The sequence below is a fragment of the Flagellimonas myxillae genome (assembly GCF_023502235.1).
In the GTDB taxonomy this organism is placed as follows: Bacteria; Bacteroidota; Bacteroidia; order Flavobacteriales; family Flavobacteriaceae; genus Flagellimonas; species Flagellimonas myxillae.
In genome coordinates, this window is record NZ_JAMFLY010000002.1 from 111,563 (window position 1) to 132,857 (window position 21,295).

The window sequence follows — 21,295 nt, forward strand, 5'->3', positions numbered from 1 at the left end:
CTCACTTATACGCAATCAAGTGAGCCAAATTGTTAGCAATTGGAAACGAGCTTAATTGATGCTTTTCCCTACATTCATAAAACCATTGGACCCAACTATCAAATAATTGCACCAACACTGCGGCTATTTTGTTATATTTCTGGGTATGGAAAAAATCCGCCGCGAGGAAATCCGAATCATTGCCAAAAACAGCAACTGGTCCGCATCTTCAATTTCCCAGACATTGCAGGAGAAAGTTTATAGCAAGTCGGAGGACTGGCTAAAATTTTTGAAAGTCTTCTTTTTGGGCCTCGGAGTAACCTTCACCGTTGCCGGAATCATCTTTTTCTTTTCCTATAATTGGGATGCCCTTCACAAGTTTGTCAAACTTGGCTTGATCGGCGCTCTTTTTGTGGCTACGACATTGACCGCAGTATTGATAGCGTTAAATCCTTTGGTTAAAAAGGCCTTACTTACGGCAAGCGCCATATTAGTCGGGGTTTTCTTGGCCGTGTTTGGCCAGGTCTACCAGACCGGTGCCAATGCTTATGACCTGTTCCTCAATTGGACATTGTTGGTGGCCCTTTGGGTGGTCGTGATAAATTTCGCCCCACTCTGGACGGTTTTTGTAACCCTTATAAACATTACGATCATACTATATTCGGAGCAAGTGGCACATGGGTGGTCGGATGTGTTTCTGCACACCTTGCTGTTTTGGGTCAATAGCTTGATTTTGATACTATTTATTTTGGGTCCTGTATGGATAAAAAAGGCAGGAGCTCCATCTTGGTTTACACATTTAATTGCTTTGGCCGCCGTTATTTATGCCACCATGGGCACCTGTGTCGGTATTTTTGATACCCCTGAGACATCGTTCTACCTGCTAATGTTTACGGGTACTATGCTCTATGCCGCTGGGGCTTGGTATGGGTTACAGGCCCAAAGTGCCTTTTACCTTTCCATCATTGGATTTAGTTTGATCATTATCTGTTCGGCGTTTCTCATCAAATTGTCCGAAGATGCGGGAATGTTTCTTTTCCTTAGCCTATTTATCATTGCGAGCGTTACCGCTTTAATTATGATGCTCATAAAACTTCATAAAAAATGGAACCAGCAAACCGGATAAAATCGTTGCTAAATAGCATCCCAACGGAAGGAGAGCTTCAGTGCGACGATAGCGCCATTCTCCAGGAACTGCAACAAAGTGGTGCAGAGGACTCCAGTTTGGCCATTAAGGTGCTTTCCATTTTTGGAGGATTTCTGGCTTCCTTGGCCTTTTTGGGTTTTCTGTTCATGTTTGGAATCTACGATTCGGAAGTGGGAATGATAATCTTGGGCCTATTGTTTATCGTAGGTGCGTTGGTTCTTAATAAAGTTTTCAATCGGCTTATCATCGATACCTTCAGCATCTCCATTTACCTTATTGGATTTGCCATGTTCATAATTGCGCTTTTTAATATGGATATAGATGATGATGTGGTAACGCTTTTGGTATTGGTCATGGCCTTTTGTAGTCTATTTGTGGTACAGTCCTACATTATGTCCTTCCTTTCCATTGTTGCCGTTGGAGGCTGTTTGATGACGTTGATTATTTCCAACGATCAATACGGCTTGATCCATCTATACCTGTTGGGCTATACGCTGCTACTCGTAGTTTGCTTCCTGAATGAGGCAAAATTCTACGCTGCAGGAGGCAAATTGTCCAAGCTATATGGTCCATTACGGATTGGTTTGGTTTTCTCCTTCATCTTGGGGTTGATCACCTTGGGAAAGCGAGGCGTGTTCCCTCTTGACCAAAACTATATCTGGCTGGCTTCCATTGCAATAATCATAGCCATTTTATACTTGGTTTGGGACCTCATCAAAGTGATTGGGGTCCATGCGGAAAGAACAAAAATGTTCATTTATATTTTGAGCATCGCCGTATTATTGCCCACTATTTTGGCCCCAGCTATTTGCGGTGCCATTTTAATTATACTTCTATGCTTCAGGGTAAATTATAAAACAGGTTTGGCAATCGGGATTATTGCCCTGGCCTATTTTGTGTCACAGTATTATTACGACTTGAACCTGACCCTTTTAATAAAGTCCATTATCCTGTTTGCTTCCGGAGTGGTTTTCCTGTTGTTCTACTTGTTTACCCTTAAAATGACAAAGAAATGAATCGGATTCAGAAGGTGATCATACTCGTCAATTTGCTGATCGTTCTTGGGCTATTGGGAAATTCCGTGTTTAAAAAGGAACAATTGCTTTCGGACGGAACCATGATTTTACTGGAACTGGCCCCTGTTGACCCTCGTTCCTTGATCCAGGGTGATTATATGCGACTGCGCTATGGGATTTCGGGTGACATTGACTACGATAGTATCACCAAAACCGGTTTCTGTGTAGTTACCCTTAACGCTGATAACACGGTGGATCAATTTCGGATTCAGGAAAAGAAAAGCCCACTCGAAGCCAATGAACACCTCATCAATTACACCAAAAAGCGATGGAACGATATCAACATAGGTGCTGAGTCCTATTTCTTCCAAGAGGGCGAAGGTGAGAAATATGAAAATGCCAAATACGGTGGTGTAAAAGTAGATGGGAATGGCAATAGTCTTTTGGTTGGCTTGTATGATGAAGACAAGAATTTGATTGAATAAAGTTTCCCCTTTATAAAAATCAAGACAATGAAAAATTTACTTAGGTGGATTCTTTTCCCGGTTCTACTTGCCTGTAATTCCACGTCTACAGACCAACTGGATTTAATCATCTTCAACGTAAACTTGATTGATGGTACTGGAAAGCCAGCACAAACCGTTTCAATTGGAATAAAGAATGGGGAAATAAGCGCAATTGAACCTTCAATATCCAGTGCAAGCGCAAGAACCATTGACGGTTCAGGAAAATATCTTATCCCAGGATTGTTTGATTGCCATGTGCACACCAAGGACTTTGAAACGGATTTTCCAAGACTGGTTCATTATGGAGTAACCTCTATATTTATTCCCGGCGGGGGCGCTTGTACAAACCGGTATTATAAGGCCATGCGGGAAAGGGGCAATCAGGACACCATTCCAGCACCCTATGTGTTCCATACAAGCCAGCATTTTTCAATGGAAGGTCGTCATCCCTCCAAGACGTATCCCAGCCCAGATTGGAAAGATGGTGAGACCATTTTCTATTTAAGGGACACTGTACAGGTTGAAAAACTCGTGAACCAAGTAGCGAAATATCCTATTCAGGGCATCAAATTGACCATTGAAGACGGCCCTGCTCCTCCTTTTGTTGAACGCATCCCGCAAGAATTCATCAACAAGGTCACCAAAGAGGCCTCAAAATACGGAATGGAAGTTTTTGCCCATGTTAGTGACAATAAGGAGTTGGAAATGGCCATCCATGGAGGAGTCCAGAATTTGGTTCATTTTACCGGGGTGAACATTGATCAAGAGGATCCACACCAAATGCAGCTTTTGGAAGAGTTCAAACAAAGAGATCCCTATTGGGTTACTACCTTAATGATTGACAAATCCTTCCTTTATCCCTTGCATCCAGAGTGGTTCGAAAATAAATCCATGCTCCCAGCTTACAGATACGAAGTAAAAGAACTAACCCCAGAATTAGCGGAGCGGGCAAAAATCTACATTGCTGTTTTAATGGAAGAATATGGATTAACGGAAAGTACCCTAAAAGCCTTTATGGTTCCTCAAGTGAACGATATTCAATTTTTATCTGAACAAGGATTTAACATGGTGCTGGGCACTGATGCTGGTAATGATTTCAACTTTGCGGGATACAGCCTTCATGAAGAAATGCAGCTTTTTGAACTCGGAGGAATGGAACCATTGGATATCCTCAAAATGGGAACTTTAAACGCTGCAAAGATGATGAATGCCCAAGATAGTTTAGGTTCCGTAGAAATAGGAAAAATTGCCAACATGGTGTTGTTAGATAAAAATCCGCTAGAGTCTATCCGAAATACTTTGGAAATTAATACTGTGATCAAGAAAGGAGTAGTTCAAAAGCGTTTAAGCAAATAAACACGGACAAAAAGTAACGGTTACATTTTTATATCGACATATTTCGATATTTACTATATTTGATATATGGATCTCGTTGAAGTACACAAAGTCCTTTCCAACAAAACAAGAATGGACATTCTAAAATGGTTGAAGGAACCTTCCAAGGAATTTCCACCTCACAAGGAGCTGGGACATTTTAGGTTTGGTGTCTGCGGACAGTATATTTTTGAAAAATCCGGACTTTCACAGTCCACCATTTCCAATTATTTGTCACAGCTTCAAAATGTTGGGCTCATTACCCCTACCCGAATTGGTAAATGGACCTACTTTCAACGTAATGAAAAAAACATAAAAGCCTATTTAAAGGAAATGAACAAGGAACTCTAAATTTTTTGCTTTTATAAATCGATAATTTTAAATATATCAATATGAAAAATCTACAAGAACAGATGTTTCACGAACTGGAAACCAAATCCGATTTGGCCGATGCGCATAGTTACGCCAAAACCTATATTGATAATGTATTTAATAGAAATGTATATCCATCAAAAGAGGCATTGGACAATCTTGCCCATTTTGAAGAAGAACTTCCCAAACAAAGGGGCAGTTCAGCTCAAATTTTGGAAAAATTAAATACGCAGGGCGGACCCGCAACGGTTGCAACCTTGGGCGGGCGCTATTTTGGGTTTGTAAACGGGAGCTCCCTTCCTATAACTTTGGCCGCCAAATCGTTGTCAACGGTATGGGACCAGGCTCCAGCGATGCAGGTGCTATCACCTATTGGGAGTAAATTGGAATCTGTTGTAGAGCAATGGCTGCGCCAGCTACTTGACCTTGCCAACAATACCGCTGCCGGATTTGTCAGTGGTACATCCTTGGCCAACTTTTGCGGTCTGGCAGCAGGTCGATTCCATCAACTTGAAAAATTGGGATGGAATGTCAATGAAAATGGTTTCAACGGTAGCCCAAAACTGCGAATTATCACAGGTGATCAGGCGCATTCCACCGTGATTAAGGCCATTTCCCTACTGGGTTTTGGCTATAAAAATATTGAATGGGTGCCTACGGACGACCAGGGGCGTATCATCCCTTCGGAAATTCCAGAACTCGATGACAGCAGCATTCTGATCTTACAAGCTGGAAATGTAAATACAGGTTCCTTTGACAACTTTGAAACTATTTGCAGGGTTGCTGCTGAAAAGGGAGCGTGGATCCACATTGATGGTGCTTTTGGGCTTTGGGCGAGGGCCATCCAAAACCTTTCATATTTGACCAAAGGCATGGAACATGCCCACTCTTGGGCGGTAGATGCCCACAAGACCCTGAACACCCCATATGACAGCGGCATTATCCTCTGCAAACATCCCGAAGCGCTAAAATCTGCCCTGCACATGACCGGGAGTTATATTGTAAAGGGAGAAGAGCGGGATGGCATGTTCTATACTCCGGAAATGTCCAGACGAGCGCGAATCATTGAGCTTTGGGCAGCGTTGAAATATTTGGGGAAGGAAGGAGTGTCGGAACTGGTCGAAACCATGCACCACAGAGCGACTCAGTTTAAGAATGAAATCCAGAAGGTGGACGGTTTTGAAGTGCTGAACGATGTCGTTTTCAACCAGGTATTGGTCCAGTGCGAAACGGATGAACTTACCCAAACTACCCTGTTCAACATTCAACAAGATCGCGTGTGTTGGGTGGGAGGATCCCAATGGAAAAACCGGAAGGTCATTCGTGTAAGTATTTGTTCTTGGGCCACCACGGAGCAGGATATCCTAAAATCTGTGGCGTCTTTTAAACAGTCATTGTCAAAAGCTAAAAAACAACTATCATGAATTTCGAATTGAACAAATCCATCAAAATTCTGGAACGGACTCCAGCAGTTCTTAAAGCCCTTTTTTACGAATTGGATGCAGACTGGGCCACTATTAACGAAGGCTCCCGTACTTGGAGTGCCTATGATATTGTGGGTCATTTGATTCACGGAGAGCAAACGGATTGGATTCCGCGCGCACAAATTATTTTGGGTGATGGCCCGGACAAAACCTTTGAGCCATTTGACCGCTTTGCACAGGAAAAGCTATCCCAAGGAAAAACCATGGAAGATCTGTTGGAGGAGTTTGCCAGCCTTAGAGAGTCATCGCTAAAAGAACTAAAATCCTGGGGTTTAACGAACAAGGATTTGGATAAAACCGGGGTGCATCCCGAATTAGGAGAAGTTACACTAAGTCAATTACTTTCCACTTGGACTGTTCATGATTTGGCACACATCAATCAATTTAGCCGAGCAATGGTCAAACATTATGCGGATGATGTGGGGCCATGGAAAAAATACATCAGAATTCTAAAGGACTTGTAGAAAATCCTATTTTTGGGCATGCAGTTGAAGGTATGTGAGCTTTTTGCAGGTGTTGGGGGTTTCCGACTGGGATTGGAGGACACTGAACACTTTAAAGTGGTGTGGAGCAACCAATGGGAGCCTTCCACCAAAATGCAACACGCCTCCTTGGTCTATGAAGCTCGATTTGGGGCTGAAAACCATTCCAACCAAAACATAGAAGAGGTTTCCACTTCGGAAATTCCAGACCACGATGTGTTGGTGGGCGGATTTCCCTGCCAGGATTATTCCGTGGCCACAACGCTTAAAAATTCAAAGGGATTAATTGGTAAAAAGGGAGTGCTTTGGTGGTCTATCCACCGCATCATTTCAGAGAAAAAAAAACCGCCCAAATATCTGTTTTTTGAAAATGTAGATCGGTTGTTGAAATCCCCATCCTCTCAACGCGGACGGGATTTTGCCATAATGTTGAAAAGCTTGAACGATTTGGGCTATGCCGTGGAGTGGCGTGTGATTAATGCCGCTGAATATGGAATGCCACAGCGCCGAAGGCGCGTTTTTTTTCTAGGCTATCACAAATCCACTCCTTTGTTTCAATCCATGCTAAAAGCTTCCGCGAAAGACTGGGTTCTGGAACAAGGAACCATGGCATCAGCTTATCCTGTTAAGAATATTGGGCAAACACCGCACAACTTTTCCATTGACCAAAATTTGGTGGAGCTTTCGGAGCGGTTTAATGCTGAAAAAGGCTTATCTCCATTCCTAAATTCAGGAGTCTGTATCGATGGACAAGTATCCACCCTAAAAACAGAGCCATCTGATACAAATAACGGGCGAGTACTTGCCGACATTTTGGAAAATGGCTCTGCAGATGAAAGTCTGTTCATTGCTGAACATGATCTTCCAAAATGGGAATATTTAAAGGGTGCCAAAAAAGAGATTCGAAAAACCAAAGCAGGTTTTGAATATAATTATAGTGAGGGCAGTATGGTTTTCCCAGACGCCCTAGATCAACCTTCCAGAACCATCATTACCGGAGAGGGCGGCAAGTCCCCATCCCGGTTTAAACATGTGGTGCAAACACCCAAGGGATTGCGGAGGCTTTCCCCAGTTGAATTGGAACGGTTGAATATGTTTCCGGACAATCACACCCAGCTAGCGGGCATTTCAGATGCCAAACGCGCCTTTTTTATGGGCAATGCCTTGGTGGTGGGAGTGGTGCGGGGAATTGGCGCTGCCCTGTTCCGGAAAATCCAGGAATTTGAAGAGTAGTTTTAAAGACGACTTATCCAAGGAGCGCCAGTTGTCCCATTATTTGGACACCCAATACCAAAAACATCTAAAGCAGTATTCCTTTGAACGTGTTTCCAATATCCAAGAGCAACTTTTAGGTGTTGATTTGGTTTTTACCCACAAGCAAACTGGTAATACTTATCATATTGATGAAAAGGCCCAGCTGGATTATCCCAATATAAACTTACCCACCTTTGCCTTTGAGCTTTGTTATGAAAAAGATGGGGAACCAAAAACGGGTTGGTTTTTGGATGCCATCAAAAAAACCGATTTCTATTCCTTGATTACCGGGATTTATGCAGATGAAAAGGACAAATTTACCGCCTGCAACATCACTTTTGTAAACCGAGAAAAACTATTGGATTTTCTTGTTTCGCGGAAACTATCCAAAGAGAAAATGCAACGTTTGGCGCTATCCCAACCTAACTATCATGGAAAAATGGAATTGGAAAGCCTCGACCCGCACTCAGAAGGCTATCTTTTTTTCTCAAGTAAGAATAAGCTTGAAAAGCCCGTCAACCTGATTTTAAAATTGGAGTTTTTGTGCAGGATTGGGGCAGGAAAGAAATTGGTGTAAAGTTCTTAGTTTATCCTGTTTTTAAGATCCATTCTCTCATGTAATATTCTAATAATCTCAATTTCATTTTCTGAAACAACATGATAGAATATGATATGTTTACCTGACTTAAGCCCTAGCAAATCTTTACTAATACCCGCATACACTTTTCCAAGGAGAGGGTTTGCTGCAATTTCTTTACATGCAAATTTTATCGCATTATAATAGACGTCGGCTTGACTTTCCGACCACGTTGTAAACGTATATTCCCAAATAGCATTCAAATCTTCAATGGCTCTTTGTCTCCAGATAATCCTAGCCATTCTTTTCTTTAGCCGCCTTTAGGTTTTGAAGGTTCTCGTCCAAGTCAAAATTATCCATCCTCGGACTATCCATGCCTTCTTGAATTACCCTTTTTAAAGCTAATGCTTTGCTCTCCTCGTTTTCCAAAAGTCGAAGTCCCGCACGAATCACTTCGCTAACATTTTTATATCGCCCCGCGGAAACTTGATTTTGCACAAATTCATCAAAATAATTCCCCAGTGATATGGATGTGTTTTTGCTCATTTTGGTTCTTTGTGTAAAATTACCAAAAATTGGTAAAATTCTCAAAGAACACTTGGCTATTCATAAAAAACTGCAACTTCCTCCAAGCCTTTTCTTTGGATATCCGGCACATAGGCCGGGCTTTGGGGGTATCCCACAGGAAGCAATAAAAAGGCCCTTTCATTACTTGGTCTGTCCAATATTTTGGTTAGAAAATTCATGGGGCTTGGGGTGTGGGTCAGGGTGATCAAGCCTGCGTTATGGATAGCGGATATCAACATGCCACAGGCAATACCAATCGATTCGTTTACATAGTAATTGTTATGTTTATCCCCTTTTTCATCAAACTCGTAAACCTGCTTAAAAGCAATGATCAACCAAGGTGCTATTTCTAAAAAGGGTTTATGCATGTCGGTTCCCAAGGGTTCCAAATCCTTTTTCCAGCGTTCGCTCATTCGGTTCTCGTAGCTTTCCTTTTCCTCGGCTTCAGCCGCTTTCCGAATTTCGGTTTTTAGGGCCGGATTGGAAACGGCGCAGAATGTCCAAGGCTGTTTATGAGCGCCAGATGGAGCGGTGGAAGCACTTAATATCAGATTATCAATAATTTCTTTGGGAACATCTTGATCCGAAAACTCCCTGACCGACCTGCGTTTATCCAACCATTCGTGGAACGCCTTGCTATTTTGTATGGATTCGTCTTGAGACAAGGATTCCCCCTCGTACAAAACATGTTTATAGCCGTTGAGCGTAATGTGGTCTGGTGTTGTCATTGTGCTTACTTTTTAATTGATTTCAGGTTCCGCTGATTTTTTCCAAAATATATTTTTGAACGGATTCTTTGTCCGCTTCGGTAATAGGCAGTTTTTTCTTTTTGTTCCAGAACATTATGGGATGTAAATAAGATTTTAATCTATAGGTGTGTACTTTATTACCTTTTTCAATCTATCTGGAAACTCAGTAATTTCCACAAGTTTAATCAGCCCATATTGGCAAATCAATGGTTTTTTTAGGTCTAGAAAATGGAAAAAGAAAGCTACTCGAAACCTCTTCAGTCCAGTGGGCTTTTCAAAATCATCGCCTATAATGGCGGAGCCATTTTCATCTAAGTATTTTTCATCATATGCGGTCTGCCAATTCAATTTATCTTGTCCTTTTTGCTCCTGAGTGATTTCTCCCAGGTCAAAATCATCGACATTTTCTTCAATAATCAATTCCACCAAGTTGACATCATTATGATTTGGAATTGAATAAATACCTATAAGCTCTGTGTTTTTATGGAATGCTTGTGGAGTTTGTTTCTTCCTTTTAAAATTAAAAATTCCCATTTCTTCCTTATTTAATAACTAGGGTCTTTTTCCTATCTCCCCAATCTTCGCCTTACAAACCTCCTCCGTTAGTTGTTTAAGTTCATTTACCTGCCCGGCCAGATGCTCCAATTCAGCTTTGGTGATTTCGTATTCGTCCATTTTGTAGCGGGCATCTATATAGGCACGTTTTAGAAGTTCAAAAAGGTGTTTTTCTTGGTCGGTGGATTTTGGGAACACGGCAAAACGGACATCGCACATTTCCACTTTTATGCCCAAAGTCTCCAGATTGTGGTCTTTGGGGCGGTAGTCCGTAAAAACGAGTAAAATGGTGGTATAAAAACGTTCGGTGGCTTGGTGAAGCAAGAAAGCAGCATTGTTCAAACTGTTTCTGTCCAATGCATTTTTAAAATCAATAAGAAATTCATTTGCGCTTTTAAACCATTGGTCAAAATGGTCTTGGGCCTTTTGGCGGTACTCTTCTGGGGTTAGTTTTTTGGGATTCGCGAGCTTAAACTTTTCGGAATCATAGAGCACAATCCCTTCTTCCTTAATGTCCTTAAAAAAGTAGTTGCCCTGGGCCAAGGAGGCATTCAGTTGTTTTATACCATGGAAGATCAGGCTTACGGGCGTGGTGACTTTTCCAGTGTCCACGAATTCCTGTTTTATCCTGCCCTCTATCCGGAATTTTTGCTTTAAATCTTCATGGGTGAGCGCAACAAGGAGGTCAAAATCGCTACGGTATTCGTAGGTGATGCCCTTTTCCACATATTTGTCCTCTACCCAATTACCGCGTGCATGGCTGCCAAAAAGAACTACCATTTCCACTTCCTTAAAAGCGGAAAGCTGCTGGGTAAGCAGTTGCAATTCTTCTTGTTTGGATTTGGGCAGATGGTTCACAAGGGAAATGTAATGAATTATTAAATGTTGTTAATCCTCGCGTATAAATTTCTGTTGTTGAATGAACCCAAACGTTTATTCTAGCTTGTTAAATAGCAACTTCATTGTAGTATTTTACTAACCTAGAGCAAAACTTAGCTGAAAATGGTATTCTCCGTTTCTTTAAATATTCTGAAAGCTTATCAATTAGGTTATTACTTAAATAGTGATAATAAATAGCATGGGTTATTGAAAACCCTATTCCAGGTCCAAAGGCGGGAAGTGTCTCGTGTTTTTCACTATCCAATAATTCTTCCCCGTCTGGATATTCTTCGCCGTCATCAATATTAATCTCATTTGAAAATGCTAGGGCGGTAAACCTTTTTAGAAGTTCACTTTGGTCAACATAATAGTCTAAAAGTACACTTGCATCGATTTGGCTTAGTTCAATTTCATTCCTTATAAGGTTTTTGATAATCGATTTCTGACCAGAGTAAATAGTAACTCCTAATTCACTTGCCAATTCCTCTTCAAATTCAGCGACTATGGGATTATCAAAAAGTTCTAATTTCTTGTTTCTTTTAAAAAACATAATTCAAATTAAAGACTCATTAACAGGTTCGTTTGGCAATTTTATAACTCCTCCACCAACTGAATGTTATTCCCACAGGTGTCGTTTAAAACGGCAACCTTTACGGTGCCCATTGCAGTAGGTTTTACGCTAAATTCCACCCCAAGTTCCACAAGTCGGTCGTGTTCTTTTTGAACATCATCCACATCAAACTGGGTGTGGGGGATTCCTGCTTTCATAAGTTCGTCTTGGTAGACTTTTGAGGGTTCAAAGTGTAAAGGAGCTGGCTCCAACAAAAGTTCCGGGCCATCTTGGGCATCTTTGGAGACCAAGGTCAACCAACGGTTACCGCCATCCAAGGGGATGTCACGTTTTTTGATAAACCCCAATTTTTGGGTATAGAATTGCAGTGCTTTTTCCTGGTCCAATACGGGTATGCTGATCACAGTAACTCTCATGCTTCTTCAATTTAGATTAGAGCGGGCAAGGTGTGGAATAAAACTACTAAAAGCTTCTCGAAAGTTGCTCTTTTTGGTACTCAAACGGAGTTTTTCCTGTTTTCCTTTTAAAAAGGGTACTAAAAGACCCCAAACTCTCGAATCCTACCGCAAAACAGGTTTGGGTTACCGACATTCCGTTCTCCAGGTGTTGCTTGGACATTGCAATGCGTTTGTCCGTTGCATACTTCGTGGGGGTAAGGCCATAGTATTTTTTGAATAGCCGCAACAAATGAAATTTGGACACAGCATGGGTTCTGGCCAATAGATTTAGGTTCACATTGGCTTCGTAATTCCGGTCCAAATACTTGCGGGTTCGTATTACCGTGTCAATCTGAGATCGGTTGGCATAGATAATCCGGCCTACTCTATGTATTTCCCTTTCGTAAAATGTCATGCATTACCGTTCAGGTGTTTATAAAATTAAGGGTTATAAACAAACTTCGCGGAATGACATTAAGCGTTGCTTTGGTTTTCTAAATCAATTTGGCGAATGCAAGCCCAATTTATTGCCTTCAGAGTCTAAAAACAAGGCAAAAAATCCACTTTCGTCGGCATGTGGGGTTTTGGGTACCAAAATCTGTCCACCATTAGAAGATATTTTGTCCAAAACGGGCTGCAAGTCTTCTCCAGCATCCAAATAAATGGTAATTCCAGTGGCCGAAGGCTCGTAACCCTCCCCTTTCATGATTACCCCTGTAACCATCTGCTCTTCATAGGGCAAAAGACCCATTTCCATGCCTGGTAATTCCATTTTTTCAATACTGATACCCAAAATGGCTTGGTAAAAATTGATGGCGCGGTCAATGTCCATGGCCGGGATTTCAAAAATGGAGATATAGCTTTTCATGTTAGTAGCAGTTTGTGTTTCGGATAAATTAATGGTCTGTTTTGTCGGTTGATTTTTGGTGTTGCAAGCAGCCAAAACCAGGAGCGAAAACAAGGTGTAAAGCCCAAGACTAGTTCTTTTCATGTTTTAGGTTTAAAAGTCACCTAAAACTACCACCTTTTTTTGCCTTTGAATTGTAAGAATGCGACAAGCACGATTATTTGTAAAATGCTGAAGAAAGTTCCATGTTCTTGTGGCCCAAAAACTCTTTGGGACTTATTCCCGTGAACTCCTTAAAGTCTTTAATAAAATGGGCCTGGTCATAATAATTGCTTTCGTAAGCGATGTGGGTAAGGTTTTCACCTTCCCGGCTCAACAATAGTTTTAGTGCACTTTGCAAGCGGATGACCTTGCCTAACTGTTTGGGGCTAATGCCTATCTGTTCCGAGAATTTCCGCTCTAATTGCCGTCTTTTGGAAGGGTCTTTTCTGAGGATGTTGCTTATGGAAGTATTTCCCTTAGTATTGAGCAACGCTTCCACGGTAGATTTTACAATAGCGTCAACCGTGGCGGTTTGGTTGAGCCTGGCCAGAAGAAATTTTTCAACGATTGTTATTCGCTCTTGGGTGTCTGTAGCTTGAATTATTTGCTCTTCCAGATTATTGGCAGTTTCCTCACCAAATATGTCTGAAATGGGTGTTTCCTTGTTGGCCAAGGTTTTTAGGGGTACATCCACAAAATTGGCAAAGCCGTAGGGATAAAAACTAACGGAAAAGCTATTGACGGTTCCTGTGGGTTCCACATAAAACGGCTCCAAGGTCTGTCCCAACACAAAAGCACGGGGCTGCAGGATAAAATCTTCTTCCGAGGTATATCGCTTGATATCGTCCCCAAATACAAAGACCATTTCAATTTTACCGTCTGGAATAATGCGTTGCCGCTCGGGCTTATCCGAAGCAGGCACCTCCAAGGTCCAATAGCAACTGATCAAAGCTGCTAAATCGGGGTGGGGTTCGAAGGTTTGGTAGTTCATTTTATCATTCGTATATGCGGAATTCCATCTTCCAAATACCCCTTTCCGGTTTCCTTAAACCCTAGCCCATTATAAAATTTGAGCAAATAGGTTTGAGCGGAAAGTTCCAAGGGCTGCCCCGGAAATCGCGCTTCCAAATCCTGGATAGAGGCCTCCATAATTACTTTGCCAAATCCAAACTGTCGTTGATCTTCTGCAACTACCACCCTTCCAATGCTAGGGTTGTCAAAATAGTCGCCTGGACCAAACATTCGGGTATAGGCTACAACCTTACCCTCGTTTATTCCCAATACATGGATAGCTTTTTGGTCCTTGCCATCCACATCTTGATAGACACAATCTTGTTCCACCACAAATACGGCACTTCTCAATTCCAAGAGTTGGTAAAGCTCTATGGTGTTGAGTTGGTCAAAAGTCTTGATCAGTATTTCCATTAATCCTGGACAATTACGCTTTTGGAATCGCATTTATCAAACTCGGGCTGGATGTTCACATGGTTAATTCCGTGTTTATGAAATACATGCTCTTCAATATCCACTAAAATTTTATCAAATTCGGATAGTTTAATGTCTTCTTTGAAATCGATGTGCGCCTCCAAATGAATTTCGTCTTCGTTGAGTTGCCAAATATGTACGTGGTGCACATTTTTTACCGGTTCCAAAGTGCAAATGGACTCCACGATTTCTTTTACCTCAATGGATTTTGGGGTAAACAACATCAAAACCTTGGTGGATTCCTTCAACAAATCGTAGCCCATATAAATTAAGTACACAGCAATGGCCATGGTCAGCACGGCATCCACCCAGAAAATCTGGTAAAATTTCATCAATAATCCTCCAACCAGCACAGCAACGGAAGCCATCATATCCGTTAGCAAATGCAAATAGGCCGATTTCATGTTCATATTGTCCTCGGAATCCTTCTTCAACAACAATACGCTAAATCCATTGCCCAAAATAGCTATCAATGCCAACCAAATAACCAGATTGGATTCAATTTCCTGGGGTTCAAAAAAACGCTCCACGGCCTCTATCATTAAAATAACAGCAACGACCATTAAGGTAGCTGCGTTGATAAAGGCGGCCAAAATTTCGGCCCGTTTATAACCAAAGGTTTTGTTTTTGGAAGCTTTTTTTCTACCCAACAAAGCCGCCACATAACTGATAATCAGGGAAAGGACATCGCTAAAATTGTGCAGCGCATCAGACAACAAGGCCAAACTGCCCGAAATAAGCCCGCCAATTACCTGCGAAACGGTAATGGCAATGTTGAGGACTATGGAGATAAGGAGATTCCTTCCCTTCAGGTCATTGTGGGAATGCGCATGTCCGTGATGGTGGTGGTGCCCCATTAGTCCATCTTATCTGCAGGGAATTTTTTCTATACGTCGCTCATGGCGACCGCCTTCAAATTCAGTATTTAGGAAAGTTTCCACCATTTCCAAAGCTTGTGGAAGTGCTACGAAACGAGCTGGAAGACTTAAAATGTTGGCATCGTTATGCTCTCGGGCTAGTGCGGTAATTTCTTTGGTCCAACACAATGCCCCCCTTACATTTTGATGTTTGTTGATGGTCATACTAGCTCCATTTCCGCTCCCACAGATTACAATGCCCAAATCTGCCTTTCCAGCTTCAACATCATCGGCAACAGGATGCACAAAATCCGGATAATCCACGCTATCCGTACCATCCGTACCATAATTGATAACTTCAATCCCTTTGGATTTCAAGAGGCCAATTATGGCCAGTTTATAGTCGGTACCGGCATGGTCATTTCCAATAGCTATTTTCATTGTTCAAGATTTAGATTGGTAGAATACAAAGGTACGATTCTTTTGAAGTTGGGATGTTGATAAAAATCACGAAATAAAAGTATTCTCTTCATATTCAGAACTTTGAAAAAAATAGCCTTTTGTTAATCGTTGGTAGACAACTTGAGGGAATTAAATTTTTATTATTCAAAAAATAATGGCATTACATATTAAAATCCGATTTTGTGCGTTTAATCCATCAGAAAGTAATCAACCTTTAAGCAACAATTATTTCCCGTAGTCAACATAAAATTTAAATATAGTTTTCAAAAAATTCATGTTGAAAACAGTTATCAAATTATGTTCATTAAAAATCTAATCCGTTGATTTTTAATTTTCTTTTCCATTGATAGTTTGTTCACAAACTTTCTTATCTGTTGAAGTCAATTTTTTTCTGATTTATTTATCCCACATTTCAACAAGCTATCATAATCATCATTTTTATAAATTTTTAAAAAGAAAGAAAAAGAAGAATATTTATAGTTGTTGATAACAACTTGGATGAAACGATTGTTTGGTTTAAAATGATGGAGCCTTATTATAATTCGTAATTTTCAAAAAATTAAACTGTAGATGTCAAAGAAAAAGAAGAGAGCCAGTAGTCAACGCAAGAATGAGATTACCAAGGGCATTTTTACAGTACTGGAAAAAGAACCTTCTAAAAGTTTTAATTACAAGCAGATAGCTTCAAAAATGGGTATTTCCGATACCCGTGACCGGAACGCACTGATCAAACGATTAGGACAGTTGAAGGCCACCGATAGAATCTTGGAGGTGGAACGGGGAAAGTTCAAGAAAAAGCCTTCGTTGCATACGTACTATACGGGAAAGGTGGATTTGACCACAAGTGGGAATGCCTACATTATCACTGAAGATTTTGACGACGATATCTTTGTCCCATACAATAAACTCAACAAAGCCTTTCATGGCGATATGGTTGAGATTTTCTTAAGGCCCAGACGCAATGGAAAAAAGCCCGAAGGCGAAATTTCCAAGGTATTGGAACGGAGAAAGAGTAGTTATGTTGGTGTTGTTGATAAGCAAAAGACCTTTGCTTTTGTAAGGCCTACGGACCCAAAAATGTACACTGATATATTTGTTCCCATCGAAAAACTGAACAAGGCAAAAGATGGGGATAAGGTTGTAGTGGCCCTGGGAAATTGGCCGGATGATGCCGATTCGCCTTATGGCGAAGTATTGGAAATTTTGGGAAAACCAGGGGAACACAATACGGAGATTCATTCCATTTTGGCAGAATACGGCTTACCCTATGAGTTTCCGTATGAGGTGGAACAGTTTGCCAAAACCTTGGATACCTCGATCAAGGAATCGGAGATAGCCAAGCGCAGGGACATGCGAGAGGTCTTGACCTTTACCATTGACCCAAAAGATGCCAAAGATTTTGACGATGCCCTTTCCTTTCAAAAATTGGAAAATGGCAACTATGAAATAGGAATTCATATTGCAGATGTTTCACACTATGTGCAGCCAGACACAATTTTGGAAGATGAGGCTTATGATCGTGCCACCTCTGTATATTTGGTAGATAGGGTGGTGCCCATGTTGCCTGAAGTGCTGTCCAATCTGGCTTGTTCGTTAAGACCGAATGAGGAGAAATATACCTTTTCGGCAATTTTTGAGATGGATGAAAAAGCTAAGCTCATCAACCAATGGTTTGGACGTACCGCTATCAACTCCAATGAGCGTTTTGCTTATGAAGAGGCACAGCATGTGATTGAAACTAAACAAGCTAAAATTCCAAAAGAAATTTCCATTCGAGAAGATGCATATACCGTTTCGGATGAGGTTGTTGATGCTATTTTGACTTTTGATAAGTTGGCCAAAATCATGCGAAAGGACCGCATGGATGCAGGAGCAATATCTTTTGATAAGATTGAGGTACGCTTTAATCTCAATGAAAAAAATGAACCGGAAGGGGTTTATTTTAAGGAAGCCAAAGACGCCAATAAGCTGATAGAGGAATTTATGTTGTTGGCCAACAGAAAAGTAGCTGAGTTTATTGGGAAGCAAAAGAAAACATTTGTTTATCGTATCCATGATGAGCCTGATGAGGAAAAATTACTCGCTTTAAACGGCGTTATTTCACGGTTTGGACATTCTATTAACCTTAAGGACAAAAAAAGCCTGAACAGCTCTTTAAACCAGCTCTTAAAGGACGTAAAGGGCAAGAAAGAACAAAACTTGGTGGACACTTTGACCATCCGAAGTATGAGCAAGGCCATTTATACTACTGAGAATATTGGTCATTATGGTTTGGGTTTTGAATACTATACCCATTTTACCTCTCCAATCCGAAGATATCCAGATGTAATGGTGCATCGATTATTGCAGCATTATTTGGAGAAAGGCAAGCCACCAAAGGACACTTTGTACGAAGAGAAATGCAAGCATTCCTCGGATATGGAATTGTTGGCCGCCAGTGCCGAACGGGATTCCATCAAATACATGCAGATTAAGTTTATGGAAGACCATAGGGACCAAAAGTTCCTTGGGGTAATTTCCGGTGTTACCGAATGGGGCATCTATGTGGAAATTATTGAGAACAAATGTGAGGGAATGGTACGCATACGAGATATCAAAGATGATTATTATGTGTTTGATGAACGTAATTTTGCCATTGTTGGCGAACGTACCAAACGCATGTACCAATTAGGGGATGAAGTCTATGTGATGGTGAAGGACACGGATTTGGTTAAAAGACATTTGGATTTTTCCCTTGTTGGTAGGAAAAAGTGATTTTTTTGGAATACATTTTGTGAACCAATTGCGCATAACTTTGTGAAACATGAAAGCTTTAAGACTACTGCTGCTGTTCATTTCGTTTCAGTTAATACATGCACAGGAAGAACAGCTAACAAAAGAACTGGAATCCTTTTCTGAAGTAAAGGGGTTTGATGGTCTTTCCATCAATCTTATCAAAGCCGATGAAAATAAGGCGGTTATCAGAGGGGCGAACACCCAAAAAGTAGCCATTGTAAACAATGATGGAACATTGAAACTTCGGATGGAAATCGATAAGATTTTTAGCGGCTATAGAACTTTTATAGATTTATATTATGCAGGAGAGCTAAGGGTCATCGATGTAAATGAAGATGCCAGGATTTCATCCAAAGAAGTTTTTGTTCAGGACATTTTGGATTTAAGGGCTCAGGAAGGAGGCGAGTTGGAAATCACATGCCAAACGGAACAGCTGTTGATCAAGTGTATCACAGGAGGCGAAATTGTGGTGGATGGCTTTTCGGATAATCAGGATATAATTATCAATACTGGTGGTATATACGATGGTCGGGAATTCAAGACCAAATTTTCCACAGTAACGGTAAATGCTGGTGGCAATGCTGAAGTTTATGCCACAGATTATGTGAAGGCCAACGTAAAGGCCGGTGGTGAGGTCTTGGTGTATGGTGACCCTTTAAAAATGGATGAAAAAACTGTTTTTGGTGGTAAAGTAATTCGGATGGATTAGTATGGTAGAAGATATTCAGGCAGCGATACCCTTGGGCTTTTTATTGGCCTTTATGATAGGCCCCGTTTTCTTTGTGCTTTTGGAAACCAGCGCAACAAAAGGATTTAGAGCGGGAGTTAGTTTTGATTTTGGGGTGATCGTGGCCGATATCGTCTTTTTGTTGATTGCCTACTTCAGTAGTTTTCAACTCTTGGAAAACTTGAGCAACCAGCCTGGCCTTTTTGTTTTTGGAGGTATGATTCTTTTGGTATATGGAATTGTCATCTTTGTGAAGAAAGCCTCTAAAAAAGAAAACCTTAAAGCTTCCAAGGGCACCTATTTAAGTTTGATGGTAAAAGGGTTTTTACTCAATTTTATCAATATTGGCGTTTTGGCATTTTGGTTGGGTTTGATTGTAATTGTTGGTCCAAGTCTGGACAATAACCCCAACCGGATATTGGTGTTTTTTAGCACCATGATCGTTGTTTATTTTATTACCGATTTGATTAAGATTCTTTTGGCCAAACAATTGAAACGCTATTTGACCAAGGAACGTATCGTTTTGATAAAGAAGGTACTGGGATTGATGATCATTGTTTGTGGAATTGTATTGATTATAAAAGGATTCTTGCCCAAGGAAAGGTTCGATATCAAGGAAGGAATAGAACGTATAAGTGAATAAAAAAACCCGACATATTTGTCGGGTCTTTGAGGCATCGAGCGGATTCGAACCGCTGTACAAGCTTTTGCAGAGCTGTGCCTAGCCACTCGGCCACGATGCCATTTTAGGCTGCAAATGTACTACTTTTTTTAGCTTACCCAAACCTTTAACGAGGTCTTTCAGCCTTTAAAATCACTGCTACGCTTTGTACATCGCCGCCAATGGGAGGATTGATTTTAGCAACTTCAATTTCAGCATTTTCAACTGCCGAAAGTTCCGAAAATATCCTGTCCAAAATACGTTTTGCCACATGCTCCAACAAGTTGGAGCGAATGGCCATTTCTTCCTTTACGATATTGTTCAAATGGACGTAATCGACTGTATCACTTAACTTATCAGACGTAGAAGGTTCAGAAAGATTCACAAAAACTTCCAAATCCACTCGGTAATCGCTTCCAATCAGCATTTCTTCTTTTAAACAACCGTGATTGGAGTGAACCCTAATATTTTTTAGCCTAATTTTTCCCACACCTATTTATTTGGTGCGACAAAAATAGTTCAAACTGGCTAATTAATACATGCACCTACAATTGCTAATACCTTGGAAGAGGTCCATTCCAACAGTCACAACATGGGTACCAGTACTATATCCCAAGATTTCGTTGGTAATGATTTGATAGGAATACCCAAAATAGAAGTTGTTCTTTTTTAGACCTGCAATGGGCGCTATATACAACGGGGTACCCAATTGGTCGTTTAAGAAGCGATATGTTAGACCTACGTAGTAATAATCCTCAAAATCGTGAAAACGGAACTTGGCATTCAAATCCGTTACGGATCGTCCATCACTTTCAAAATATTGGTAGAAAACGGAAGGTTCCACCTCCAGTTTGCTGTTTTTGCTTTTGGAAATGCTATACCCGGCATATAGATAGTAGTTTCTCAAGGTGTTTGGTTCAAAAACAGGGTTGAATTGGGCCAAGTCCTTGTTCAAAATGTTGGAGGCATTTACACTCACAAAGAGTTTTTTATACCGGTACAACATACCAACATCAAAATTGTGGTTGGTTGTGGCCTTGTCATCTGTTGGACGCTGGCCGTTGAAATCCGTAAAGTTCTCTACGTCAATCCTAAATTGGTTAAAGTTGTAGGAGATTCCGAAGGAAAGGAAAATATCCTCGTACCTATCCAAGGTAAGGTGGTGGGCAAAAGAAACCCGTGCGCCCCTTTGTTTGGTTTCCCCATTACTATCGTTGTACATCAACATACCCAATCCGGAACGGTTGCCTATTCGGGCATCGGCCGCCAAGGTCTGGGTGTCTGGGGCGTCCTCGATCCCCACCCATTGGGTAAGGCCGTTTAACCTAACTTTTATATGGTCTCCAATCCCCGCATAGTTTGGTGACATGATAAAAGGGTTGTCCGCGATATATTGGGACAACTGCGGAATGGTCAATTCCTGCGCAGCACCACCAAAGGTGATCAGCAATATTAGGAGGGGGGCTATGTGTTTTTTTAACATGATGCTG

At 41.1% G+C, this 21,295-nt stretch carries 27 protein-coding genes and 1 tRNA gene; 12 read left to right on the forward strand and 16 right to left on the reverse strand.

The genetic code is table 11. The annotated features are described in order from the left end of the window. Window positions 1-145 precede the first annotated feature (145 nt). The 9 genes from M3P07_RS08950 to M3P07_RS08990 all read left to right on the forward strand — a co-directional run bounded on the left by M3P07_RS08950 (window position 146) and on the right by M3P07_RS08990 (window position 8,191). Window positions 146-1,105 (forward strand): DUF2157 domain-containing protein, encoded by a 960-nt coding sequence (locus M3P07_RS08950; protein ID WP_249969566.1) that lies wholly within the window; start codon window positions 146-148, stop codon window positions 1,103-1,105. Further along, complete coding sequence (locus M3P07_RS08955; protein WP_249969567.1) at window positions 1,084-2,142, forward strand: DUF4401 domain-containing protein; 1,059 nt, start codon at window positions 1,084-1,086, stop codon at window positions 2,140-2,142. Before M3P07_RS08950 ends, M3P07_RS08955 begins: the two co-directional genes overlap by 22 nt. Next, window positions 2,139-2,627 (forward strand): GDYXXLXY domain-containing protein, encoded by a 489-nt coding sequence (locus tag M3P07_RS08960; protein WP_249969568.1) that lies wholly within the window; start codon window positions 2,139-2,141, stop codon window positions 2,625-2,627. Before M3P07_RS08955 ends, M3P07_RS08960 begins: the two co-directional genes overlap by 4 nt. 27 nt (window positions 2,628-2,654) lie before the next feature. After that, the gene (locus M3P07_RS08965) at window positions 2,655-4,004 is read left to right on the forward strand and encodes an amidohydrolase family protein (protein WP_249969569.1); all 1,350 of its coding nucleotides are present in this window, start codon (window positions 2,655-2,657) and stop codon (window positions 4,002-4,004) included. A 111-nt stretch (window positions 4,005-4,115) separates the two neighbouring features. Beyond that, complete coding sequence (locus tag M3P07_RS08970; RefSeq protein ID WP_249969570.1) at window positions 4,116-4,373, forward strand: ArsR/SmtB family transcription factor; 258 nt, start codon at window positions 4,116-4,118, stop codon at window positions 4,371-4,373. A gap of 41 nt (window positions 4,374-4,414) precedes the next feature. After that, window positions 4,415-5,818, forward strand: a complete 1,404-nt coding sequence (locus M3P07_RS08975; protein ID WP_249969571.1) for a pyridoxal phosphate-dependent decarboxylase family protein — start codon at window positions 4,415-4,417, stop codon at window positions 5,816-5,818. Further along, complete coding sequence (locus tag M3P07_RS08980; RefSeq protein ID WP_249969572.1) at window positions 5,815-6,342, forward strand: DinB family protein; 528 nt, start codon at window positions 5,815-5,817, stop codon at window positions 6,340-6,342. Before M3P07_RS08975 ends, M3P07_RS08980 begins: the two co-directional genes overlap by 4 nt. Window positions 6,343-6,360: 18 nt before the next feature. Beyond that, a complete protein-coding gene (locus M3P07_RS08985; protein ID WP_249969573.1) occupies window positions 6,361-7,593 on the forward strand; it encodes a DNA cytosine methyltransferase in 1,233 nt (410 codons plus the stop codon). Further along, window positions 7,583-8,191 carry a hypothetical protein gene (locus M3P07_RS08990; protein WP_249969574.1) on the forward strand — a complete coding sequence of 203 codons (609 nt, stop codon included), beginning with the start codon at window positions 7,583-7,585 and terminating at the stop codon, window positions 8,189-8,191. Before M3P07_RS08985 ends, M3P07_RS08990 begins: the two co-directional genes overlap by 11 nt. A 5-nt stretch (window positions 8,192-8,196) precedes the next feature. Here the strand turns inward: M3P07_RS08990 and M3P07_RS08995 are convergent, their stop codons facing one another. From M3P07_RS08995 to M3P07_RS09055, 13 genes are all read right to left on the reverse strand, one after another. Further along, window positions 8,197-8,493 (reverse strand): type II toxin-antitoxin system RelE/ParE family toxin, encoded by a 297-nt coding sequence (locus tag M3P07_RS08995; RefSeq protein ID WP_249969575.1) that lies wholly within the window; start codon window positions 8,491-8,493, stop codon window positions 8,197-8,199. Continuing rightward, window positions 8,486-8,737: a type II toxin-antitoxin system ParD family antitoxin gene (locus M3P07_RS09000; RefSeq protein WP_249969576.1), complete on the reverse strand. Its 252-nt coding sequence runs from the start codon at window positions 8,735-8,737 to the stop codon at window positions 8,486-8,488. The genes M3P07_RS08995 and M3P07_RS09000 overlap by 8 nt, the downstream gene beginning before the upstream one ends. Before the next feature lie 56 nt (window positions 8,738-8,793). Further along, window positions 8,794-9,486, reverse strand: a complete 693-nt coding sequence (locus M3P07_RS09005; RefSeq protein WP_249969577.1) for a nitroreductase family protein — start codon at window positions 9,484-9,486, stop codon at window positions 8,794-8,796. A 135-nt stretch (window positions 9,487-9,621) separates the two neighbouring features. Further along, a complete protein-coding gene (locus M3P07_RS09010; RefSeq protein WP_249969578.1) occupies window positions 9,622-10,041 on the reverse strand; it encodes a hypothetical protein in 420 nt (139 codons plus the stop codon). A gap of 18 nt (window positions 10,042-10,059) precedes the next feature. Next, entirely contained in the window at window positions 10,060-10,920 is an 861-nt protein-coding gene (locus tag M3P07_RS09015; RefSeq protein ID WP_249969579.1) for a HEPN domain-containing protein, read from the reverse strand. 88 nt (window positions 10,921-11,008) lie between these two features. Beyond that, on the reverse strand, window positions 11,009-11,491 hold the full coding sequence (locus tag M3P07_RS09020; protein ID WP_249969580.1) for a hypothetical protein: 483 nt from the start codon (window positions 11,489-11,491) through the stop codon (window positions 11,009-11,011). Window positions 11,492-11,532: 41 nt separating this feature from the next. Continuing rightward, window positions 11,533-11,928: a VOC family protein gene (locus M3P07_RS09025; RefSeq protein ID WP_249969581.1), complete on the reverse strand. Its 396-nt coding sequence runs from the start codon at window positions 11,926-11,928 to the stop codon at window positions 11,533-11,535. Between the two features lie 46 nt (window positions 11,929-11,974). Beyond that, window positions 11,975-12,364, reverse strand: coding sequence for a helix-turn-helix domain-containing protein (locus M3P07_RS09030; RefSeq protein ID WP_249969582.1), 390 nt, complete (start codon window positions 12,362-12,364; stop codon window positions 11,975-11,977). 84 nt (window positions 12,365-12,448) lie between these two features. Continuing rightward, entirely contained in the window at window positions 12,449-12,940 is a 492-nt protein-coding gene (locus M3P07_RS09035; protein ID WP_249969583.1) for a VOC family protein, read from the reverse strand. A gap of 73 nt (window positions 12,941-13,013) precedes the next feature. Then, window positions 13,014-13,829 carry a DUF6597 domain-containing transcriptional factor gene (locus M3P07_RS09040; RefSeq protein ID WP_249969584.1) on the reverse strand — a complete coding sequence of 272 codons (816 nt, stop codon included), beginning with the start codon at window positions 13,827-13,829 and terminating at the stop codon, window positions 13,014-13,016. Continuing rightward, complete coding sequence (locus M3P07_RS09045) at window positions 13,826-14,263, reverse strand: GNAT family N-acetyltransferase (RefSeq protein WP_249969585.1); 438 nt, start codon at window positions 14,261-14,263, stop codon at window positions 13,826-13,828. Before M3P07_RS09045 ends, M3P07_RS09040 begins: the two co-directional genes overlap by 4 nt. Beyond that, entirely contained in the window at window positions 14,263-15,180 is a 918-nt protein-coding gene (locus tag M3P07_RS09050; RefSeq protein WP_249969586.1) for a cation diffusion facilitator family transporter, read from the reverse strand. Before M3P07_RS09050 ends, M3P07_RS09045 begins: the two co-directional genes overlap by 1 nt. Window positions 15,181-15,189: 9 nt before the next feature. Further along, window positions 15,190-15,621 carry an RpiB/LacA/LacB family sugar-phosphate isomerase gene (locus tag M3P07_RS09055; protein ID WP_249969587.1) on the reverse strand — a complete coding sequence of 144 codons (432 nt, stop codon included), beginning with the start codon at window positions 15,619-15,621 and terminating at the stop codon, window positions 15,190-15,192. A gap of 591 nt (window positions 15,622-16,212) precedes the next feature. Here M3P07_RS09055 and rnr point away from each other — a divergent pair. The 3 genes from rnr to M3P07_RS09070 are packed head-to-tail and all read left to right on the forward strand — an operon-like array spanning window position 16,213 to window position 19,787. Continuing rightward, window positions 16,213-18,396: a ribonuclease R gene (rnr, locus tag M3P07_RS09060; protein ID WP_249969588.1), complete on the forward strand. Its 2,184-nt coding sequence runs from the start codon at window positions 16,213-16,215 to the stop codon at window positions 18,394-18,396. 49 nt (window positions 18,397-18,445) lie between these two features. Further along, a complete protein-coding gene (locus M3P07_RS09065; RefSeq protein WP_249969589.1) occupies window positions 18,446-19,126 on the forward strand; it encodes a head GIN domain-containing protein in 681 nt (226 codons plus the stop codon). A gap of 1 nt (window position 19,127) precedes the next feature. Further along, window positions 19,128-19,787, forward strand: coding sequence for a LysE family translocator (locus tag M3P07_RS09070; protein WP_249969590.1), 660 nt, complete (start codon window positions 19,128-19,130; stop codon window positions 19,785-19,787). Between the two features lie 29 nt (window positions 19,788-19,816). Here the strand turns inward: M3P07_RS09070 and M3P07_RS09075 are convergent. The 3 genes from M3P07_RS09075 to M3P07_RS09085 all read right to left on the reverse strand — a co-directional run bounded on the left by M3P07_RS09075 (window position 19,817) and on the right by M3P07_RS09085 (window position 21,288). Further along, window positions 19,817-19,887 (reverse strand) — tRNA-Cys (locus M3P07_RS09075). 45 nt (window positions 19,888-19,932) lie between these two features. Continuing rightward, complete coding sequence (folB, locus tag M3P07_RS09080; RefSeq protein ID WP_249969591.1) at window positions 19,933-20,295, reverse strand: dihydroneopterin aldolase; 363 nt, start codon at window positions 20,293-20,295, stop codon at window positions 19,933-19,935. Between the two features lie 42 nt (window positions 20,296-20,337). After that, window positions 20,338-21,288, reverse strand: coding sequence for a PorP/SprF family type IX secretion system membrane protein (locus M3P07_RS09085; protein ID WP_249969592.1), 951 nt, complete (start codon window positions 21,286-21,288; stop codon window positions 20,338-20,340). Window positions 21,289-21,295 lie beyond the last annotated feature (7 nt).

Excerpts from the sequence above, each read along its gene's own strand:
- M3P07_RS09020 (WP_249969580.1), bottom strand. The coding sequence starts at position 11,491 with ATGTTTTTTAAAAGAAACAAGAAATTAGAACTTTTTGATAATCCCATA.
- M3P07_RS09035 (WP_249969583.1), bottom strand. The coding sequence starts at position 12,940 with ATGAAAAGAACTAGTCTTGGGCTTTACACCTTGTTTTCGCTCCTGGTT.
- M3P07_RS08980 (WP_249969572.1), top strand. The coding sequence starts at position 5,815 with ATGAATTTCGAATTGAACAAATCCATCAAAATTCTGGAACGGACTCCA.
- M3P07_RS09010 (WP_249969578.1), bottom strand. The coding sequence starts at position 10,041 with ATGGGAATTTTTAATTTTAAAAGGAAGAAACAAACTCCACAAGCATTC.
- M3P07_RS08995 (WP_249969575.1), bottom strand. The coding sequence starts at position 8,493 with ATGGCTAGGATTATCTGGAGACAAAGAGCCATTGAAGATTTGAATGCT.
- M3P07_RS09040 (WP_249969584.1), bottom strand. The coding sequence starts at position 13,829 with ATGAACTACCAAACCTTCGAACCCCACCCCGATTTAGCAGCTTTGATC.
- rnr (WP_249969588.1), top strand. The coding sequence starts at position 16,213 with ATGTCAAAGAAAAAGAAGAGAGCCAGTAGTCAACGCAAGAATGAGATT.
- M3P07_RS09085 (WP_249969592.1), bottom strand. The coding sequence starts at position 21,288 with ATGTTAAAAAAACACATAGCCCCCCTCCTAATATTGCTGATCACCTTT.
- M3P07_RS09055 (WP_249969587.1), bottom strand. The coding sequence starts at position 15,621 with ATGAAAATAGCTATTGGAAATGACCATGCCGGTACCGACTATAAACTG.
- M3P07_RS08960 (WP_249969568.1), top strand. The coding sequence starts at position 2,139 with ATGAATCGGATTCAGAAGGTGATCATACTCGTCAATTTGCTGATCGTT.
- M3P07_RS08955 (WP_249969567.1), top strand. The coding sequence starts at position 1,084 with ATGGAACCAGCAAACCGGATAAAATCGTTGCTAAATAGCATCCCAACG.
- M3P07_RS08975 (WP_249969571.1), top strand. The coding sequence starts at position 4,415 with ATGAAAAATCTACAAGAACAGATGTTTCACGAACTGGAAACCAAATCC.
- M3P07_RS09070 (WP_249969590.1), top strand. The coding sequence starts at position 19,128 with ATGGTAGAAGATATTCAGGCAGCGATACCCTTGGGCTTTTTATTGGCC.
- M3P07_RS09065 (WP_249969589.1), top strand. The coding sequence starts at position 18,446 with ATGAAAGCTTTAAGACTACTGCTGCTGTTCATTTCGTTTCAGTTAATA.
- M3P07_RS08970 (WP_249969570.1), top strand. The coding sequence starts at position 4,116 with ATGGACATTCTAAAATGGTTGAAGGAACCTTCCAAGGAATTTCCACCT.
- M3P07_RS09050 (WP_249969586.1), bottom strand. The coding sequence starts at position 15,180 with ATGGGGCACCACCACCATCACGGACATGCGCATTCCCACAATGACCTG.
- M3P07_RS08950 (WP_249969566.1), top strand. The coding sequence starts at position 146 with ATGGAAAAAATCCGCCGCGAGGAAATCCGAATCATTGCCAAAAACAGC.
- M3P07_RS09005 (WP_249969577.1), bottom strand. The coding sequence starts at position 9,486 with ATGACAACACCAGACCACATTACGCTCAACGGCTATAAACATGTTTTG.
- M3P07_RS08985 (WP_249969573.1), top strand. The coding sequence starts at position 6,361 with ATGCAGTTGAAGGTATGTGAGCTTTTTGCAGGTGTTGGGGGTTTCCGA.
- M3P07_RS09045 (WP_249969585.1), bottom strand. The coding sequence starts at position 14,263 with ATGGAAATACTGATCAAGACTTTTGACCAACTCAACACCATAGAGCTT.
- M3P07_RS09000 (WP_249969576.1), bottom strand. The coding sequence starts at position 8,737 with ATGAGCAAAAACACATCCATATCACTGGGGAATTATTTTGATGAATTT.
- M3P07_RS08965 (WP_249969569.1), top strand. The coding sequence starts at position 2,655 with ATGAAAAATTTACTTAGGTGGATTCTTTTCCCGGTTCTACTTGCCTGT.
- M3P07_RS09030 (WP_249969582.1), bottom strand. The coding sequence starts at position 12,364 with ATGACATTTTACGAAAGGGAAATACATAGAGTAGGCCGGATTATCTAT.
- M3P07_RS09025 (WP_249969581.1), bottom strand. The coding sequence starts at position 11,928 with ATGAGAGTTACTGTGATCAGCATACCCGTATTGGACCAGGAAAAAGCA.